The 18,097-nt window shown below is 73.0% G+C and carries 15 protein-coding genes; 10 read left to right on the forward strand and 5 right to left on the reverse strand.

Features of this window, described 5'->3' with window-relative positions; genetic code table 11:
* Window positions 1-144 precede the first annotated feature (144 nt).
* Window positions 145-960: a response regulator transcription factor gene (locus AB0F58_RS09040; protein ID WP_357140075.1), complete on the forward strand. Its 816-nt coding sequence runs from the start codon at window positions 145-147 to the stop codon at window positions 958-960.
* Between the two features lie 29 nt (window positions 961-989).
* Here AB0F58_RS09040 and AB0F58_RS09045 read toward each other — a convergent pair whose 3' ends face one another.
* Window positions 990-1,403 (reverse strand): DUF5319 domain-containing protein, encoded by a 414-nt coding sequence (locus AB0F58_RS09045; protein ID WP_357140077.1) that lies wholly within the window; start codon window positions 1,401-1,403, stop codon window positions 990-992.
* 184 nt (window positions 1,404-1,587) lie between these two features.
* Between AB0F58_RS09045 and guaB the strand changes: the two genes are divergently transcribed.
* The 5 genes from guaB (at window position 1,588) to AB0F58_RS09070 (ending at window position 9,128) form a co-directional block, all read left to right on the forward strand.
* Complete coding sequence (gene guaB, locus AB0F58_RS09050) at window positions 1,588-3,150, forward strand: IMP dehydrogenase (RefSeq protein ID WP_357140078.1); 1,563 nt, start codon at window positions 1,588-1,590, stop codon at window positions 3,148-3,150.
* 28 nt (window positions 3,151-3,178) lie between these two features.
* Window positions 3,179-4,297: a GuaB3 family IMP dehydrogenase-related protein gene (locus AB0F58_RS09055; protein WP_357140080.1), complete on the forward strand. Its 1,119-nt coding sequence runs from the start codon at window positions 3,179-3,181 to the stop codon at window positions 4,295-4,297.
* Between the two features lie 41 nt (window positions 4,298-4,338).
* Complete coding sequence (locus tag AB0F58_RS09060; RefSeq protein ID WP_357140450.1) at window positions 4,339-5,745, forward strand: M1 family metallopeptidase; 1,407 nt, start codon at window positions 4,339-4,341, stop codon at window positions 5,743-5,745.
* Between the two features lie 121 nt (window positions 5,746-5,866).
* Entirely contained in the window at window positions 5,867-7,324 is a 1,458-nt protein-coding gene (locus AB0F58_RS09065; protein WP_357140083.1) for a M1 family metallopeptidase, read from the forward strand.
* A gap of 106 nt (window positions 7,325-7,430) precedes the next feature.
* Window positions 7,431-9,128, forward strand: a complete 1,698-nt coding sequence (locus AB0F58_RS09070; protein WP_357140086.1) for a GMC family oxidoreductase — start codon at window positions 7,431-7,433, stop codon at window positions 9,126-9,128.
* 18 nt (window positions 9,129-9,146) lie between these two features.
* Here AB0F58_RS09070 and AB0F58_RS09075 read toward each other — a convergent pair whose 3' ends face one another.
* Together AB0F58_RS09075 and AB0F58_RS09080 are read right to left on the reverse strand one after the other, a co-directional pair.
* Entirely contained in the window at window positions 9,147-10,226 is a 1,080-nt protein-coding gene (locus AB0F58_RS09075; RefSeq protein WP_357140089.1) for a Brp/Blh family beta-carotene 15,15'-dioxygenase, read from the reverse strand.
* Window positions 10,204-10,902, reverse strand: coding sequence for a bacteriorhodopsin (locus tag AB0F58_RS09080; RefSeq protein ID WP_357140092.1), 699 nt, complete (start codon window positions 10,900-10,902; stop codon window positions 10,204-10,206). Before AB0F58_RS09080 ends, AB0F58_RS09075 begins: the two co-directional genes overlap by 23 nt.
* 284 nt (window positions 10,903-11,186) lie before the next feature.
* Here AB0F58_RS09080 and guaA point away from each other — a divergent pair, with 284 nt between their 5' ends.
* A complete protein-coding gene (gene guaA, locus AB0F58_RS09085; protein ID WP_357140096.1) occupies window positions 11,187-12,740 on the forward strand; it encodes a glutamine-hydrolyzing GMP synthase in 1,554 nt (517 codons plus the stop codon).
* A 48-nt stretch (window positions 12,741-12,788) separates the two neighbouring features.
* Here the strand turns inward: guaA and AB0F58_RS09090 are convergent, their stop codons facing one another.
* Window positions 12,789-13,055, reverse strand: coding sequence for a PspC domain-containing protein (locus AB0F58_RS09090; protein ID WP_357140099.1), 267 nt, complete (start codon window positions 13,053-13,055; stop codon window positions 12,789-12,791).
* Between the two features lie 144 nt (window positions 13,056-13,199).
* Here AB0F58_RS09090 and AB0F58_RS09095 point away from each other — a divergent pair, with 144 nt between their 5' ends.
* The 3 genes from AB0F58_RS09095 to pssA all read left to right on the forward strand — a co-directional run bounded on the left by AB0F58_RS09095 (window position 13,200) and on the right by pssA (window position 16,473).
* Complete coding sequence (locus AB0F58_RS09095) at window positions 13,200-14,144, forward strand: NUDIX hydrolase (protein WP_357140101.1); 945 nt, start codon at window positions 13,200-13,202, stop codon at window positions 14,142-14,144.
* A gap of 151 nt (window positions 14,145-14,295) precedes the next feature.
* On the forward strand, window positions 14,296-15,207 hold the full coding sequence (locus tag AB0F58_RS09100; protein WP_357140452.1) for an NUDIX domain-containing protein: 912 nt from the start codon (window positions 14,296-14,298) through the stop codon (window positions 15,205-15,207).
* 345 nt (window positions 15,208-15,552) lie between these two features.
* Window positions 15,553-16,473 (forward strand): CDP-diacylglycerol--serine O-phosphatidyltransferase, encoded by a 921-nt coding sequence (gene pssA / locus AB0F58_RS09105; protein ID WP_357140455.1) that lies wholly within the window; start codon window positions 15,553-15,555, stop codon window positions 16,471-16,473.
* Window positions 16,474-16,557: 84 nt separating this feature from the next.
* Here pssA and AB0F58_RS09110 read toward each other — a convergent pair whose 3' ends face one another.
* On the reverse strand, window positions 16,558-17,811 hold the full coding sequence (locus AB0F58_RS09110; protein WP_357140103.1) for a phosphatidylserine decarboxylase: 1,254 nt from the start codon (window positions 17,809-17,811) through the stop codon (window positions 16,558-16,560).
* Window positions 17,812-18,097: the final 286 nt, after the last annotated feature.

Below are 18,097 nucleotides of genomic sequence, written 5' to 3' on the forward strand. Positions count from 1 at the left end.
GCTCACTCACACGTGTGTGATCGAAAAGTCCCGACGGCTTGCGACAAACACCCCATATGCCGGAAAAGTTCGGAGAATTGCCCGGAACGCCCTCATGATCAGCGCCGCCCGTGGTCTGCTTCCTGACGGAGAGGAGACCCCACTGTGCGTACGGTTCTCGTCTGCGTCCGGACCCCTTTGGCGGCGCAGCACCTGTCTTCCGCAGCGGCCCGGCTCGGCCTGGCCGCCGTCGTCCGTACCGCCGTCTCCGATCCCGAGGTGATGTTGCGCCTGGCCGAGCAACCTCCCGACGTGGTGCTCGCCGACACCGCGCTGACCCGGCCGGACAGCGCCGGATTCGTCCGGCGGGTGCTGGCTCGGGCCCCCCAGGCGGCGGTGCTGCTGCTCGGCGCGGAGGAGTCCGGCGCGGCGGCGGCGAGCATCAGCGCCGGGGCCCGTGGGCTGATCCAGGGCGTCGACCAGGATCTGACCAGCGCGGTCGCCAAGGCACTCCTGCTGCTCACCGCTCCGGGGCGGTCGCCCCGCCGGCGGATCGCCGACCCGGCCCTGGACACCGCTGCCGTCGTCGGCGCGACCGGGCGTCCGGGCGGCCGTGGGCCGGGCGTGACGCCGGCCGAGTGGCCGGGGCAGGAGACCCCGGGCGGCCCGGCGATGGTTCCGGTGCAGCGCGGCGACGACGAGCCGGACGACGGCGCGCAGCCGGAGACCGCCGGGACGACGCAGGAGCGTCGCCGGCCCGAACCGGCCGGACGCGGCCGGGGCGGGATCGGGCTGACCGAGCGGGAACTCCAGGTGCTGCTGGGCATGGCGGAGGGGAAGAGCAACGCCGAGATCGGCCGTGAGCTGTTCGTCTCGGAGGACACCGTCAAGACGCACGCCCGTCGGCTCTTCCGCAAGCTCGGGGCCCGGGACCGGGCGCACGCCGTCGCCGCCGGATTCCGCGCCGGCCTGGTCGCCTGAGTCGACCCGCCTCCCGGGCGGCGGGCGGGTCAGTCGGCGGGGGAGTCGGTGTCGTCCTCGCCGGACTCGGTCAGGGTGTCGTGCACCCCGTCCGCGTAGCCCCGGGCGTAGTCCCAGGTGACGTAGTGGTCGGGATCCGGGTCGTAGGCCGGCTCGTGCACCCGGGGGCGCCCCGAGCTGAGCAGGTGGCGCAGGTTGCCCCGGAGCAGGTCCCAGTCGAAGTAGTGCGGTTCGTGGCAGTCCTCGCACTCGATCACCAACCCGCGGACCCCGATCGGCGCCAGCAGCGCCTGGTAGATCTCCAGGTCCGCCAGATCCTCCAGGACGTCCTGCCGCTCGACGTCGGTCAGCGGTTCCAGCGCGGCGTCGTCACCGGGGTCGTGCAGGCCGGCGGCCGGATCGGCCGGGTCGCCGTTGAACGGGTCGATGGGCTCGTCGTGCACCCCCTCACCGTAGACCCAACGCCCTCCGGCCGCCTGCCCCAGCCCGTCGGTCACCGGCCGCGCCGCCGCCCGGGGCCGCCCAGCTCAGTGGGTACGATGGGGCGACGCGCCCGTGTCCGGCGGCGCGTTCCGGTGCCGCGCACCACCTCACTGAAGCCCGTACGAGCAGCTCAGGGGAGCAATCGTGGATATTTCGCCCAGCACCGATCGTCCGACGGGTGCGGAGCCCGGCGAGCTGGGTGGCCACCTGCCGGAACTGCCCGCCGGCTCGGCGCGGGTGGTGCCGCTCGGTCTCACCTTCGACGACGTGCTGCTCCAGCCGGGCGAGTCGGACGTGGTGCCGAGCCGGGTCAACACGGTCACCCGGCTGACCCGGAACGTCTCGCTCTCCGTGCCGCTGCTCTCCAGCGCGATGGACACGGTGACCGAGGCGCGGATGGCCATCGCCATGGCCCGCCAGGGCGGCATCGGCGTGTTGCACCGCAACCTCTCCCTGGAGGACCAGGCGCTCCAGGTCGACCTGGTCAAGCGCTCCGAGTCCGGCATGATCACCAACCCGGTGACGGCCAGCCCGGAGGACACCCTCCGCGACGTGGACTCGCTCTGCGGGCGGTACCGCATCTCCGGCGTGCCGGTGGTGGACGCCGGCGGCCAGCTCGTCGGCATCGTCACCAACCGGGACATGCGCTTCGTCACCGAGCCGAGCACCCCGGTCCGCGAGATCATGACCCGGACCCCGCTGGTCACCGCCCCGGTCGGGGTCAGCAAGGACGAGGCGCTGGCCCTGCTGCGCCAGCACAAGGTCGAGAAGCTGCCGATCGTCGACGACGCGGGTCGGCTGCGCGGGCTGATCACCGTCAAGGACTTCACCAAGAGCGAGCAGTACCCGAACGCCACCAAGGACGACGCCGGCCGGCTCCGGGTCGCCGCCGCCGTCGGCGTGGGCGAGGACGCGTACAAGCGGGCCCGGACGCTGGTCGACGCGGGCGTGGACGTGCTGATCGTGGACACCGCGCACGGGCACCAGCGGGCCGTGCTGGACATGGTCCGCCAGCTCAAGAAGGACACCGCCGTGGACGTGGTCGGCGGCAACGTGGCCACCTACGCCGGGGCGAAGGCGCTGGTCGACGCGGGTGCCGACGGCGTCAAGGTCGGGGTCGGCCCGGGGGCGATCTGTACCACCCGGATCGTCGCCGGGGTGGGCGTACCGCAGATCACCGCGATCATGGAGGCGGCCCGCGCCGCCCGTCCGGCCGGCGTACCGGTGATCGGCGACGGCGGCATCCAGTACTCCGGCGACATCGCCAAGGCACTGGTCGCCGGGGCCGACACGGTCATGCTCGGCAGCCTGCTGGCCGGCTGTGAGGAGAGCCCCGGCGAACTGCTCTTCATCAACGGCAAGCAGTTCAAGTCGTACCGGGGAATGGGCTCGCTCGGCGCCATGCAGTCGCGGGGCCAGGCCCGTTCCTACTCCAAGGACCGCTACTTCCAGCAGGACGTCCTCGCCGAGGACAAGCTGGTCCCCGAGGGCGTCGAGGGGCAGGTGCCGTACCGCGGCCCGCTCTCCGCGGTGGCCCACCAGCTCATCGGCGGGCTGCGGGCCGCGATGGGGTACGTCGGTGCGGAGAGCATCCCCGAGCTGCACCGCCGTGGACAGCTCATCCGGATCACCGCGGCCGGTCTCAAGGAGAGCCACCCGCACGACATCCAGATGACCGTCGAGGCGCCGAACTACCACACCCGCTGACCATCCCCTGCGACAACTGGAGACCCCCATGCGTGACGTGGTCGAGATCGGGCTGGGCAAGACCGCGCAGCGCGGTTACCACCTGGACGACATCGCCATCGTGCCGAGCCGGCGGACCCGGGACGTCGAAGACGTCTCGACCGCCTGGCAGCTCGACGCGTACCAGTTCGGCATCCCCTGTGTCGCGCACCCGTCCGACGCGACGATGAGTCCGGCCTCGGCTGTCCGGCTCGGTCAGCTCGGCGGCCTGGGCGTGCTCAACGTCGAGGGACTCTGGACCCGGTACGAGAACCCGACCAAGGTGCTGGAGGAGCTGGCCGGGCTCGGCGAGGACGCCCGCGCCACCAAGCGGCTCCAGGAGGTCTACGCCGAGCCGATCCGGCCGGACCTGATCGCCGAGCGGGTCCGGGAGCTGCGGGCCGGGGGCGGCACGGTGGCCGTCCGGGTCTCGCCGCAGCACACCCTGGCCCTGGCCCCGGTGATCCTGGACGCCGGGGTCGACATCCTGGTCATCCAGGGCACCATCGTCTCCGCCGAGCACGTCTCCACCACCGACGAGCCGCTCAACCTCAAGGAGTTCATCGCCGACCTCGACCTGCCGGTGATCGTCGGCGGCTGCACCGACTACAAGACGGCGCTGCACCTCATGCGGACCGGCGCGGCGGGCGTGATCGTCGGCATCGGCGGTGACGGCTGGTCCACCACCGAGTCCGTGCTCGGCATCCGGGTGCCGATGGCCACCGCGATCGCCGACGCGGCGGCGGCCCGTCGGGACTACCTCGACGAGACCGGCGGCCGGTACGTGCACCTGATCGCCGACGGCGACGTGCAGACCTCCGGCGAGATCGCCAAGGCGCTCGGCTGCGGCGCGGACGCGGTGATGCTCGGTGAGCCGCTCTCGCTCTGCGCGGAGGCTCCGGCCGGTGGTGCCTGGTGGCACTCGGCGGCCAGCCACCCGTCGCTGCCCCGGGGTGCGTTCGAGGCCGCGGGCGAGTCGCTCGGCTCGATGGAGCGGCTGCTCTTCGGTCCGGCCGACGAGCCGGACGGCCAGCTCAACCTCTTCGGCGGCCTGCGCCGGGCGATGGCCAAGTGCGGCTACCGCGACCTGAAGGAGTTCCAGAAGGTCGGCCTGGTCCTCGACCGCTGACGCTCAGGCCGGCCCCGCCCCGTACGATCCCCGCCGTGATCATGAAGCACGGGGCGGGTGCCGGCCGCCTGAAGAGACTCGGCGTGCTCGGGCTGGCGCTGACGCTGGCCGTCGTCGGCTGCACCGGCGAGGGCGACGAGCGCTACCGGCCCGGCGCGGCCACCAGCGGGGACACCTACTTCCCGGACCTGGGCAACGGCGGCTACGACGTCACCAGCTACCGGCTCTTCATCGACTACGACGAGGACGAGTTGGTCGGTCAGGCGAGCATCATCGCCACGGCCACCCAGGGGCTCTCCCGGTTCAGCCTGGACCTCGCCGGCCTGTCGGTCGGCACCGTCATCCTGAACGGTCGGCCTACCACGTTCCGACAGAACAGGGCCAAACTCTTCGTCGACGCCGAGAGCGGCCTCGACGAGGGAAAGGACTTCGTGGTCGAGGTGCACTACGGCGGCGTTCCGACGACCGCCAGCCATCCCACCCTCGGGCTCGGGGGCTTCTTCGACGCCGAGGGCCCCGACGCGGTGGCCATGGGCCAGCCCTTCTCGGCCAGCACCTGGTTCCCGGTCAACGACCACCCCTCCGACAAGGCCACCTTCGAGATCCGCGTCGCCGTCCCCGAGGGACTCGCCGCCGTCAGCAACGGCGCGCTCGTCGACGAGTGGACGGAGGACGGCTGGACCGTGCGGGTCTGGTCGGAGCGGTTCCCCATGGCCAGCTACCTCGCCGTCCTGGCCACCGGGAACCTGCGGATCCAGAAGTCCACCCACCGGGGCAAACCGATGGTGACGGCGTACCACGCGGACGTCCCGAAGGGCGGTCCGGCGCAGCGGTCCGTGGCCCGTACCGGCGAGGTGGCGGACTACTTCGCCACCCTCTTCGGCCCCTACCCCTTCGACTCCTACGGCGGCATCGTGGTGTCGGACGACCGGATCAAGTACGCCCTGGAGACCCAGTCCCGTCCGGTGTACGACGCCAGCTCGTTCCGGTCCGGCGAGAACCTCGCCGTCGTCGCGCACGAGGTGGCCCACCAGTGGTTCGGTAACAGCGTCTCGCTGACCCGGTGGAGTGACATGTGGCTGAACGAGGGCTTCGCCACCTACGCCGAGTGGCTCTGGGCGGAGCACGACGGCGGCCCCACCGTCCAGCAGGCCTTCGCGCGCCGGTACGCCGTCACCGACTGGTCGAAGCCGGCCCTGGACCCGGGGCCGGACAACCTCTTCTCCGACGCCGTCTACCAGCGGGGGGCACTCGCCGTGCACGCGTTGCGCCGTACGGTCGGTGACGACGCGTTCTTCACCACCCTGCGGACCTTCCTGACCGAGCACCGGAACGGCAACGCCACCACCGAGGACTTCGTCGCGCTCGCCGAACGGGTCTCCGGGCGGCAGCTCGACGCGCTCTTCGACGCCTGGCTGACCGGCAAGACCGCGCCGAAGGTCCCGTGATCCGTGTGTGATCATCGTAGGGCGGGCGGGTTCCGGCCCTACGATGCTCCGGACCGACGGTGACACCGACGGGCTGTGCGCGGGACAGGCGGCCGACGGCGACTTCTGTGCGGAGGTAGCGATGACACAGGTACGCCGTACGAAGCGCCGCGCCGCACTGCTGCTGGTGGCGGGACTGCTGGCGGCGGGCGGCTGCGAGTCGTCCCCGACCGAGCCGGACGAGGTCCCCCAGCCGTCCGCCTCGTCGCCGAGTGTCCGCAGGTTCGTCCCCGGCACGCCGGGGGTGGGGGACACCTATTTCCCGACCTACGGCAACGGCGGCTACGACGTCCGCGAGTACGCGGTGAAGGTCCGCTACGACCCGGCGCAGGACCGGCTCACCGGCGTCGTCACCGTCCGGGCGACCGCCACCGTGGACCTGTCCCGCCTCAACCTGGACCTGGCCGGGCTGACCGTCCGGGCGGTGAGCGTGGACGGCGCACCGGCCTCGCACGACCACCGGGGTGCCGAACTGGTCATCGCCCCCGCCGCCGGTCTTCCCGCCGGCAACGGCTTCGAGGTCGAGGTCCGCTACGACGGCAAGCCCGAGCCACTGGCGAACGCGGCGCTCGGCGAGGGCGGCTTCATGCACACCTCGGACGGGGCGATCGCCCTCGGCCAGCCGGAGTCGGCGAGCACCTGGTTCCCGGTCAACGACCACCCCTCCGACAAGGCCACGTACGACATCGAGGTCACCGTGCCGGACGGGCTGGTCGCGGTGAGCAACGGCGTGCCGGCCGGCCGCACCAGCGCGGGCGGCTGGACCACCTGGAAGTGGGCCGAACGGACCCCGATGGCGAGCTACTTGAGCACGCTGGTGATCGGGGAGTACCGGATGGAGACCGGCGAGCACAGGGGACGGCCGGTGGTGACGGCGGTGACCACCAAGGTTCCCCGGGGCGCGGCGGACGCGTCGATGGCCCGGACCCTCCAGGTCGCCGACTACCTGGAGAGCCTCTTCGGGCCGTACCCGTTCGGGGCGTACGGCGGGGTGGTGATCTCGGACAGCCGGATCCGCTACGCGCTGGAGACGCAGAGCCGGCCGGTCTACTCCGCCGGGTTCTTCAGCACCGGCGAGAACACCGGGATCGTCGTGCACGAGATCGCGCACCAGTGGTTCGGCAACAGCGTGTCGCTCCAGCGCTGGCGGGACATCTGGCTCAACGAGGGCCTCGCCACCTACGCCGAGTGGCTCTGGGCGGAACACCAGGGCGACGGGACCGCACAGCAGGCGTTCGACGCCGCGTACACCGGCTCCTCGGCCGCGCTGTGGCGCATCCCGCCGGGGAACCCGGGCGCGGACGAGCTGTTCAGCGCATCGGTCTACCAGCGTGGTGCGATGACGGTGCACGCGCTGCGGGTGACCGTCGGCGACGACGCGTTCTTCCGTCTCCTGCGCACCTGGGTCGCCGACAAGCGCGACGGCAACGCCACCACCGACGACTTCGTCGCCCTGGCCGAACAGGTCTCCGGCCGGCAGCTCGACACCCTCTTCGACGCCTGGCTGTTCGGGACGCAGCGTCCGGACCGCCCCCGCTAGCACCGGAGCGAGCGGTACGCGGCGCGGCCGAGGTGCCGCCGCAGCCGTGCGCAGCGTGCGAAATCTGCCCCTGGCGTGAAGTTACCGATGGGTAGATGATGCGTCCATGCGGTACGACGTGCTGGTCGTCGGGTCCGGCTTCGGTGGCAGCGTCACGGCTCTGCGGCTCGCCGAGAAGGGCTGGTCGGTCGGCGTGCTGGAGGCCGGGCGGCGGTTCGCCGACCACGAGTTCCCGGAAACCTCCTGGCGGCTGCGGCGGTTCCTCTGGGCCCCCCGGCTGGGCTGCTACGGCATCCAACGGATCAGCCTGCTCCGCGCGGCCGACCGGAAGGCCGGCGGGGGAGTGCTGGTGCTCTCCGGAGCCGGGGTGGGCGGTGGTTCCCTGGTCTACGCGAACACCCTCTACGAACCCCTGGACGCCTTCTACGACGACCCGCAGTGGCGGGACATCACCGACTGGCGCGCCGAACTGGCCGGCCACTACGACCAGGCGAAGCGGATGCTCGGCGTCACCACGTACCCGGTGGAGACCGGCGCGGACCGGGTGATGCGGGCGGTGGCCGCGCGGATGGGGGTCGGACACACCGTGCACCCGACCCCGGTCGGCGTGCACATCGGCCGCCCCGGCGAACGGGTGGCCGACCCGTACTTCGGCGGGGCCGGCCCGGAACGCACCGGCTGCACCCACTGCGGCTCCTGCATGACCGGTTGCCGGCACGGGGCGAAGAACACCCTGGTCAAGAACTACCTCTGGCTCGCCGAGCGGCTCGGCGCGCGGGTTCACCCGCTGACCACGGTGACCGCGATCCGGCCCGCCCCCGGCGGCGGGTACCGGGTGGAGACCGTCCGCACCGGGTCCTGGCTGCGGAGACGACGCCAGGTCTTCGAGGCCGACCAGGTGGTCCTGGCGGCCGGTGCGCTCGGCACCCAGCGACTGCTGCACGAGATGCGGGCGGCCGGTGCGCTGCCCGGGATCTCGTCCCGCCTCGGCGAGCTGACCCGGACCAATTCCGAGGCGATCCTCGGCGCGGCGGTGCCCCGCCGTCGGGCCCGCGCCGAGGGGCTGGACTTCACCGAGGGGGTGGCGATCACCAGCTCGTTCCACCCGGACCCGCAGACCCACATCGAGCCGGTCCGGTACGGGCGCGGCTCCAACGCGATGGGGCTCTTCCAGTCGCTGCTGGTCGACGGCGGCCCGCGCCGGCTCCGCCGCTGGCTGGGCATCCTGCTCCGGCAGCCGGCTCTGGCGGCCCGGATGCTGTCCGTCCGGGGCTGGTCGGAGCGGACGGTGATCGCGCTGGTCATGCAGTCGGCGGACAACTCGCTGACCACCCGGCTGCGGCGCGGCCCGCTCGGTCGTCGGCTGGTCTCCGGCCCGGGGCACGGCACGCCGAACCCGACCTGGATCCCGGCCGGCAACCAGGCGGCTCGGCTGCTCGCCGAGGAGATCGGCGGGGTGCCGGGCGGGTCGCTGACCGAGCCGTTCGACATCCCGATGACCGCGCACCTCCTCGGCGGCGCGGTGATCGGTGCCGAGCCCGCCGACGGGGTGATCGACCCGTACCACCGGGTCTTCGGCCACCCGGGTCTGCACGTAGTGGACGGTGCGGCAGTTTCGGCGAACCTGGGGGTCAATCCGTCGTTGACCATCGCCGCGCAGGCGGAACGGGCGATGGCGTTCTGGCCGAACCGGGGCGACGCGGACCCGAGACCGCCGCTCGGCGCGCCCTACCGGCGGCTGGAACCGGTGCCGCCCCGACTCCCGGCGGTTCCGGCCGACGCTCCCGGCGCCCTGCGGAGGTGACCAGGCCCGCGGCCGGGGTCAGAGCGGCGGGCGTGGCGGCCCGGGTTCGCGTCGGTCCGTCCAGGCGACCAGCACCGCGTGCGGGAGGGTCAGCGCGGCCAGTACGGCGACCGTCGCGGGCAGCGGGTCCGTTCGGTGGCCGGACCAGGTGACCAGGGCGGTCAGGGCGGCCACGGCGACCACCGTGGGAGCCGCCGCCTGCCGGGCGAAACGGCGCAGCGGCGGGCCGAGCCGTCCGCTCGCCAGGTCGAGCGTGTTCTGCGGATCGTGGCGCAGCAACCGGGCGACATGGCGGCAGGAGTGCCACGCGGCGAAGTACGCCCCGATGGCCACCGGTGGCGGGACGGCGCTGAACAGCCCGACGAGGAGGACGGGCTGGCCGGCGTCGCGGGCGCGCCCGGCGCGGATGTCCCGGATCGCGGTGACCGCGACCGCGCACAGCACGGCGGTCAGCGCCAGCGTCCGTACCTCGACGGTGAGCAGCGCCGGTGCCCCTGGGGCCACCGCCGCCAGCAACGGGTCGACCTGGTCCCGCCACAGCGCCAGCGGGACGACCACCGGCGGTCCCCCGTACGCGAGCACGACCGGCACCCCCGGTCGGATCGGTCGGCGGTCCCGTTCGGCGTGGAACGCCACGTCGGCGGTGCCGAAGTGAACGACCGACACGACGAGGAACCCGACCAGCGCCCAGTCCGGCGCGGCCCGGAAGGCCGCCAGTCCGGCACCGGCGACGGCCGCGTAGACCACCAGCAGCGCCACCCGCGCCGACCACGGTCGGGCGGCTGTCGACAGCCAGGCGGGTACCAGGTGGTCGACTGCGCCGTGGGGGAGCCCGAGGAGCAGTCCGGCGATCAGGAGGGCCGACGAGCGGCCCAGTTGGCCGGCGTGGATCAGCGGTGCCAGCGCCAGTAGGGCGCCGAGCGCGAGTTGCGAGGCGGTCCCGGTGCGCAGCAGCAGCCGGTCCGGATTCCCCGGGCCGCCCGCTGCGCCGGTCGGCCCCGACGGCGGCCGTCGGGCTCGGGTGGGCGCACCGCCGCCGGCCGCCGGCAGTGGCGCGCCAGGCCCGGCGGTCGGTTCAGGCGACGATGAGTCGACCACGGTCGGAGAGGGAACGTAGCCGGCCGAGATCGACGATGCTCCAGCCCACTTTCGACAAGATGGACAGCACGACGAAGAGCAGGCTGGTGGTCGAGGAGCCGATCAGGCCGACACCGGTCGGGCCGATCAACCAGAGCAGGGGATAGCCCACCCAGAGGGCGCTGAGCAGCAGGGCCGCCTCCCGGTACACCTCGACGATCTCCTTCGGCTGGCGACGGACGTGCGCGTGCAGGGGGCCCCAGATCAGGCCGTAGACCGCGAGGAAGGCCAGCACCCCGACCGTGTAGAGGGTGTAGCGGGTGTTGGCGTCCGACGTGAGTTCGGCGGCCAGACCGCTGATGATCACCACCACGGTCGTCCCGATCAGGGCGCTCATCAACCCCCAGCAGCGTCCGGGGAGGGAGTGCGTCGCGGTCAGCGTCAGCGCCACCAGCAACAGGGGCGCGGTGACCACCCAGTCGACGTACCGCGCCCAGTAGAGCAGGTGGCCGGCCACCTCCGTCCGGCCACCGCCCAGGGCCATGACCAGGTACCAGGATCCGGACCAGAGCGGGATCGCGATCGCCACCCGGTACTCGCTCAGTGGCACTCCGCGCGGGTTCGCCCGCCATCGGGCGAAGAGCACCACGCCACCCGCCATGGCGGCGATGTACATCCACAGCCACCACTCGGTCATCCGCTCTCCTCGGCCGGCTTCGGGTGCGTCGCGTCCGCCCGACTGCCCGCTTCCGACGACCCGGTGCGTGCCGTGGCGTTCGGCCCGTAGATCTCACTCGACAGTCAGGGATAAATGGTGTGAATACCGTATATGGTCAAAAGCTCCTCCGTTCGCTCAGTTCTACGAAGTGGAGCGCTATTCCTGCCGAGCGAGCGTCCCTGCCACCACCTCACCCCGCACACCCGCCGGGCAGAGCCGGCCGCCGGTGGGGGCCGAGGTGACTGTCGGTAGGCTTTCTGCGCATGAGCACGCCTCGCCCTGTCCTCGTGGTGGACTTCGGAGCCCAGTACGCCCAGCTCATCGCCCGACGGGTGCGTGAGGCGCGGGTCTACTCCGAGGTCGTGCCGCACTCGATGCCGGTCGCCGAGATGCTGGCCAGGAACCCGGCGGCGATCATCCTGTCCGGTGGTCCGTCGAGCGTCTACGCACCGGGTGCGCCGCAGATCGACGCCGGGCTGTTCACCGCCGAGGTCCCGGTCTTCGGCATCTGCTACGGCTTCCAGGCGATGGCGCAGGCCCTCGGCGGCACCGTCGCCCGTACCGGTAACCGTGAGTACGGCGGGACCCCGTTGCGGCCCCGGGGCGACGCCGGGGTGCTGCTGCGCGAGTTGCCGGCCGAGTTGCCGGTCTGGATGAGCCACGGCGACTGCGTGACCGAGGCCCCCGGCGGCTTCACGGTGACCGCCGAGTCGGCGGGTGCGCCGGTCGCCGCCTTCGAGGACGTGGCCGGCCGGCGGGCCGGTGTGCAGTTCCACCCGGAGGTCGGGCACACCGCGCACGGGCAGGAGATGCTCCAGCGCTTCCTCTACGACATCGCCGGCATCGAGCCGACCTGGACTCCGGCCAACATCATCGAGGAGCAGGTCGAGCGGATCCGCGCCCAGGTCGGCGACAAGGAGGTCATCTGCGGCCTCAGCGGCGGGGTCGACTCGGCGGTCGCCGCCGCCCTGGTGCACCGGGCGGTCGGTGACCAGCTCACCTGCGTCTTCGTCGACCACGGCCTGCTGCGCGCCGGTGAGGCGGAGCAGGTGGAGAAGGACTACGTGGCCGCCACCGGGATCAAGCTGAAGGTGGTCGACGCGCAGGAACGGTTCCTCGACGCGCTGGCCGGGGTGACCGACCCGGAGCAGAAGCGCAAGATCATCGGCCGGGAGTTCATCCGGGTCTTCGAGGCCGCGGCCCGGGAGGTCGCCGCCCACGGCGACGTCGAGTTCCTGGTGCAGGGCACCCTCTACCCGGACGTGGTGGAGTCCGGCGGCGGCACCGGCACCGCCAACATCAAGAGCCACCACAACGTCGGCGGGTTGCCGGAGGACCTGAGGTTCGCCCTGGTGGAGCCGCTGCGCACGCTCTTCAAGGACGAGGTCCGGGCGCTCGGGCTGGAGCTGGGGCTGCCCGAGGCGATGGTCTGGCGGCACCCCTTCCCGGGCCCGGGTCTGGCCATCCGGATCATCGGCGCGGTGGACCGGGAGCGGCTGGACCTGCTCCGCCAGGCCGACCTGATCGCCCGCGAGGAGTTGACCGCCGCCGGCCTGGACCGGGACGTGTGGCAGTTCCCGGTGGTCCTCCTGGCCGACGTGCGCAGCGTGGGGGTGCAGGGTGACGGACGCAGTTACGGACACCCGGTGGTGCTCCGTCCGGTCTCCAGCGAGGACGCGATGACCGCCGACTGGTCCCGGCTGCCGTACGACGTGATCGCCCGGATCTCCACCCGGATCACCAACGAGGTGGCGGAGGTCAACCGGGTGGTGCTGGACGTGACCAGCAAGCCCCCGGGCACCATCGAGTGGGAGTGAGGCGAGCGGGCCGGCCCGGCGGGCGGGGGGTCGACGCCGCCACCCGCCTCACCGGGGCGGCGGACCCTGCGCCGGCTGCGGCCAGGCCGGCGCGTCCGCCGGCTCCTCGGGCATGAGGAACCACATCACCGGGTACGCCAGCAGCGCCGCGCCGGCGGTGAACAGGGTGGCCACCGCGAAGACCACCCGGACCAGGGTCGGGTCGACGTCGAAGTAGCGGCCGAGGCCGCTGGCGACACCGGCCACCATCCGGTCGGTGGTGGGCCTGCGGAGTTGTCGGTACGGGGCCTGGGATGAGGGGCTCGTCCACGTCATGGCTCCACCCTCCCCGGTCGCAGTCCGGTTGCCCTCGGTGAGGGCCCGGATCTATACCCTGATCGATCCCTGAGAGGGAAGTGCTCCGTCAGGAATCTGACTGTTTTTCGATGTCGTACCAGGTCAGGGGGAGAATTCAGCCCCGTGACCACCATGCTGGAGCCGCTCCGCAGGATCGCGGCATACGCAGTCTGTGCCGACTCGGTCGGCCGGGTGTTGCTGGTCCGCGCATCGGAGCGCTCCGGCACCCCCGGCACGTGGTCGCTGCCCGGCGGGGCGGTCGACCACGGCGAGGACCCGAACCACACGGTCGTCCGGGAGACCGCCGCCGAGACCGGGCTCTCCGTCGCCGTCTCCGGCCTCGCGGACGTCCTCGCCGACATGCGGGCGCTGCCCGAACGCGGCATCACCATCCACACCGACCGCCTCATCTACCGGGTCTCGGTCCGGGGCGGAACGCTGACCGACCGGGTCGACCGTCCGACCGACCTGGCCCGCTGGCTCTCCCTCGACGAGGCGTGCGGGCTGCCGCTGCGCGCGTTCACCGCGCGGGCCCTGGGCCTGCCCTCCGGTGCCGCCGACGTGGTGCCGGACGAGGCACCGGAGTTCCCCTCCTTCTACGCGGTGCCCGGCCCGGACGGGCTGCACCGGGCGCAGCGCTTCGCCGCGTACGCGGTGGCCACCGACCCGGAGGGGCGGGTACTGCTCACCCGGGTGGCGGAGGGCTATCCGGGCGCGGGCTGCTGGCACCTGCCCGGCGGGGGCACCGACTACGGCGAGCAGCCCGGTGCGGCGTTGATCCGGGAACTGGTCGAGGAGACCGGTCAGACCGGTCGCCTGGTCGGGCTGCTCGGGGTGGCGAGCCACCGGGACGCCGCCTCGCTCGGCCCCGAGGGCTACCCGATCGACTGGCACGGCGTGCGTGCCTTCTACCGGGTGGTGGTCGACCAGCCGGCCCCGCCCACCGTGGCCGATGTCGGGGGTTCCACCTGCGAGGCCCGCTGGTTCGCCCGGGACGAACTGGAGACCATCCCCGCCGACCGGCTGACCGAGGTGACCGCCGAAGCCGTCCAGGTCGCGCTGAGCTGACCTGTCCCGGCGGCGCCGTCGCGCCCACCCGGGCGGCGGGATCGACGCCGGGGTGTCACCACCTCCCGCGTTCGTGGTGCGTGCCCCGGCGCGGGCACGGCTAACCTCATGATCTGCGGGGTAGGCGTGCGGGGGAGGGGTCGTGGGGAAGCTGGAGCAACGGCGGCGGATCGGGGCGTACGGGCTGCTGACCGGGGCGGACGGCCAGGTGCTGCTGGCCCGGGGTTCCGCGCTGGACGACTTCCCGGGCGTCTGGCAGCTGCCCGGGGGCGGGCTGGAGCACGCCGAGCACCCGGCGGACGCGGTGGTCCGCGAGTTCGCCGAGGAGACGGGGCTCGTGGTCGAGGTCGCCGGGCTGGAGGCGGTGGTGGCCGACGTGATCCGGCTTCCGGACATCGCGCTGGCGTTGCACACCGATCGCATCATCTACCGCGTCAACGGAGTGTCCGGCACACTTCGTCACGAATCAGACGGAACTACCGACCTTGTGGCGTGGATCGCACCGGCGGACGCCGCGGCCCTACCGCTGATGCCGTTCACCGCCGACCTGCTCGGGCTGCCGGTCACCCCGCTCCCCGAGGACGCGCCGCCCGCCGTTGCCCGGGTTCCGTACGAGCCGCCGTCGCCCGACCGGCGGCAGCGTTTCGGCGCGTACGGACTGGTCACCGACCCGGCGGAGCGGGTACTGCTCACCCAGATCTCCGCCGGGTACCCGGGAGCCGGCCGGTGGCACCTGCCGGGCGGCGGGACCGACCACGGTGAGCAGCCGGTCCCCGCGCTGCTTCGGGAGATCGTCGAGGAGTCCGGTCAGCTCGGTCGGGTGACCGCCCTGCTCGACGCGAGCAGTCTGCACAATCCCGCAGCGCTGGGGCCGGAGGGGCGGCCGTTGGACTGGCACGGCGTCCGGGTGCTCTACCGGGTCGTGGTGGAGGCGCCGACCGTGCCCGAGGTGACCGAACTGGCCGGCGGCTCCACCGCGCGGGCCGCCTGGTTCGACCGACGTGACGCCGCCGACCTGCCATTGACCGACATCGCCGTACGGGCTCTCCGGCTGATTGGATAGCCGATCGCTCACCGAGCCGGCATCGACCCGCTCCGGTAGAGTCAGCAGTGGAGATCGGCGGAGAAAAGGACGCTAGCCCGCGATCGGGAATAACCGGGCGATTAACGCGGTTTACGGGAGATAAGTACCGCCGGCAGCTATCGCCAAGTCCCGTACCACTGTGCAATGGTGTACTCCGCTTTGACGGCTGCCGGGCCAGAAGCGGCCCGGCACGAGAGAGCCGGACGCCCGCCCCCGAGGCGGTGAAACCGATCCGGTGATGGAGGAAACGTGCCGAGAGCCCCATGGCGCCGGCGTCGTACGTCTGACAGTCCGCGCCCCGCTGGCCGCCGCTGGGCGGGGCCGCTGCGACGCAGCAGTACGTTCGCCCGCCAGGTGCTGCTGGTCCGGGTGGGACGCCGCGCCGGCGATCCCCGCCACACGACCGACGTGGCCCTGCCCGAGCACCGCTACGCCGACCGGCTGCGCCGGCGGTACGCCTCGGACCGGCTGAACCGGGCCGAGATCGAGGCAGTCATGCCGGTGAGCCCGGCGATCGCTCCGACGACACCGGTGGACGACGCCACGGCGCGGTCGATCCCGCTGCTCCCCGGTGAGCGTACGGTCGCTCGACGGGCGAAGTTCGCTCTGGTCAACGGGTGCACACTGGCCAGCCTCATGCTCGGCATGACCGCGATCTTCCTGGCCATGCAGGGCGAGGTACGCCTCGCGGCGGTGCTCCTGATCGCCTGCGTCGCCTTCGACGGGCTCGACGGTGCGCTGGCCCGCAAGCTCAACGTGGCCAGCCCGTTCGGCGCGCAGATGGACTCGCTGGCCGACATGTGCTCGTTCGGCCTCGCCGCCCCGGTGGTGGTCTACGCCTCGCTGGCCGGCACGCTGCCCACCGCAGCCGCCGCGCTGGCCTGCGCCCTCGTCGCGGCCTGTGCCGCGATCCGGCTGGCCCGGTTCAACGTCTCGCCGAAGGACGGCCGGTTCTTCTGCGGGGTGCCGACCACCATGGCCGCCATGGTGCTGGCGCTCGCCGTGGCCATCGACCTTCCGGTGCCCCCGGTGGTCCAGGTCGCCGGGGTCGCCCTGCTCGCCTTCGCCATGGTCTCCAGCTTCCCGTACGCCAAGCTGGCCCGGCTGATCAAACTGCCGGCGTGGCTGTGGCTGGCCCCCGTGATCGGCGCACTGGTCGACCCGCGGCTCACCTTCGCCCTGGTCGTGCTCGCCTACCTGGCCAGCGGGCCGCTGCTCTGGCTGCACCAGCGCCGGACCGCCTGACGAACCGACGGAAAGGGGGTGCCGCGACGTCGCGGCACCCCCTTTCCGCGTGCTCAGCCTCCCGTTCCTGCGCCGCCCGCGGGCTCAGTGCCAGCGGGCGATCACCGAGGAGCCGCCGATCACCTTGTCGCCCGGTCCCACCAGCGGCTCGGCCGCGTCGGCCGGCAGGTAGACGTCGGTCCGCGAGCCGAACCGGATCAGCCCGAAGCGCTCGCCCCGGGCCAGCAGCGAGCCGACCGGGGCACGCTGCACGATGCGCCGGGCGATCAGGCCGGTACGCTGCGCGACCACCACCGTGCCGTGCTCGGTGTCCAGCACCGTGTACGCCGCGACGTTGTGCTCGGCCTCCGGCTTCATCGCGTTGGCGAAGCCGCCGTCGGCGACGAAGTAGTCGACCACCTTGCCGGCCACCGGGGACCGGTTGACGTGCACGTCGAGCACGGACAGGAAGACCGCGACCCGCAGCCACTCGCCCGCCCCGAACCGCTCGTCGTGCAGCCGCTGGACGGAGAGCACCCGGCCGTCGGCGGCGGCGACCACCGCCGACGGGTCCTCCGGGACGTCCCGTTCGGGGTCCCGGAAGAACGCCGCCACCGGGGCGGCGGCGAGCGCCGGCACCAGCCACAGCTTCGACGTCGGGCGGGCCACCCGGGTCAGCGCGGCCAGCCCCAGGGCGATGCCCGCGGCGGCCACCCCGTTGGAGTCGATGTGCATGTCGCGGGTCAACGGCACGCTCGACGGCCGGTACGCCGGGGCGAGCCGGGCCGCCGCCGCCGCGCTGACCGGGGTGAACCGGAGGCGGTGCACCCGGACCGGCGGCTGGTTGCGCAGTACCAGGTCCACCCCGACGCCGTGCAGCGCGCCCTGCCGGTCGAGTTCGGCCGTCGCACCCGCGCTGCGGCCCGGCCCGGCCGGCGTCGCCACGCTCAGCACACCGCCCTCGGTGAGGTACTTGGTGAGGCCGTCCAGCGTCGCGCGGGCCTCCTCGGCGGTGCCGGCGAGCGCCTCGCCGACGATCATGATGTCGGCGGCGTCCGCCTCGGCCAGGGTGTCGACGACCCGGACCCGGTCGGCGACCCAGCTGCCCAGCGTCGCCACGTGCCGGCGCAGCTCGGCGCCGCTGGTCGACCCGGCCGGCACCACGGTGAGGTGGTCCCCGGGCAGCAGCGCCTCGATCGCCACGGCGAGCACCGGGGCGTCCGGGGCCGCGCCGACCAGCAGGGCGGCCTTGCGGTCGTCGCACCGGGCGAGTTCGGCGGCGAGGGTACGCGCGGCGCGCTCGCCGATGCGAACCTCACCGAACCGGGCAAGGCTGCGCACGGCGGGGGACTCAGTCATGTCGGACGGGCTCCTAGCAGCATCGGGACGGAAATCGCAACGGAGGGGCCGTGGCGGCGCGGACGAGGCGTGCCGGCGGCGGGAGCGAGGTCTCCACAGCCAGCATAGGCCGCCCGCGCCGGCCCTCGCACCGGCGCGGGCGACGCTCCGGCCATCCCGGCGCGGTCAGCCGATGCCGTCCGGCCGGCGGGTCCGGTCAGCGTCGGCTGTCCGGCCGTCCGGCGGCCGGTCCGGGGCGACGAGCCCGCCGGGCGGGCCGGGCTCGCCGGGTACCCCCGTGGGCGGG

The sequence above is a fragment of the Micromonospora sp. NPDC023956 genome (genome assembly GCF_040639195.1).
GTDB lineage: Bacteria > Actinomycetota > Actinomycetes > Mycobacteriales > Micromonosporaceae > Micromonospora.

Bases quoted from the DNA above. Each gene is read 5' to 3' on its own strand.
- AB0F58_RS09080 (WP_357140092.1), bottom strand. From the start codon at position 10,902: ATGACCGAGTGGTGGCTGTGGATGTACATCGCCGCCATGGCGGGTGGC.
- AB0F58_RS09070 (WP_357140086.1), top strand. From the start codon at position 7,431: ATGCGGTACGACGTGCTGGTCGTCGGGTCCGGCTTCGGTGGCAGCGTC.
- AB0F58_RS09060 (WP_357140450.1), top strand. From the start codon at position 4,339: ATGAAGCACGGGGCGGGTGCCGGCCGCCTGAAGAGACTCGGCGTGCTC.
- AB0F58_RS09110 (WP_357140103.1), bottom strand. From the start codon at position 17,811: ATGACTGAGTCCCCCGCCGTGCGCAGCCTTGCCCGGTTCGGTGAGGTT.
- AB0F58_RS09090 (WP_357140099.1), bottom strand. From the start codon at position 13,055: ATGACGTGGACGAGCCCCTCATCCCAGGCCCCGTACCGACAACTCCGC.
- AB0F58_RS09055 (WP_357140080.1), top strand. From the start codon at position 3,179: ATGCGTGACGTGGTCGAGATCGGGCTGGGCAAGACCGCGCAGCGCGGT.
- AB0F58_RS09065 (WP_357140083.1), top strand. From the start codon at position 5,867: ATGACACAGGTACGCCGTACGAAGCGCCGCGCCGCACTGCTGCTGGTG.
- guaA (WP_357140096.1), top strand. From the start codon at position 11,187: ATGAGCACGCCTCGCCCTGTCCTCGTGGTGGACTTCGGAGCCCAGTAC.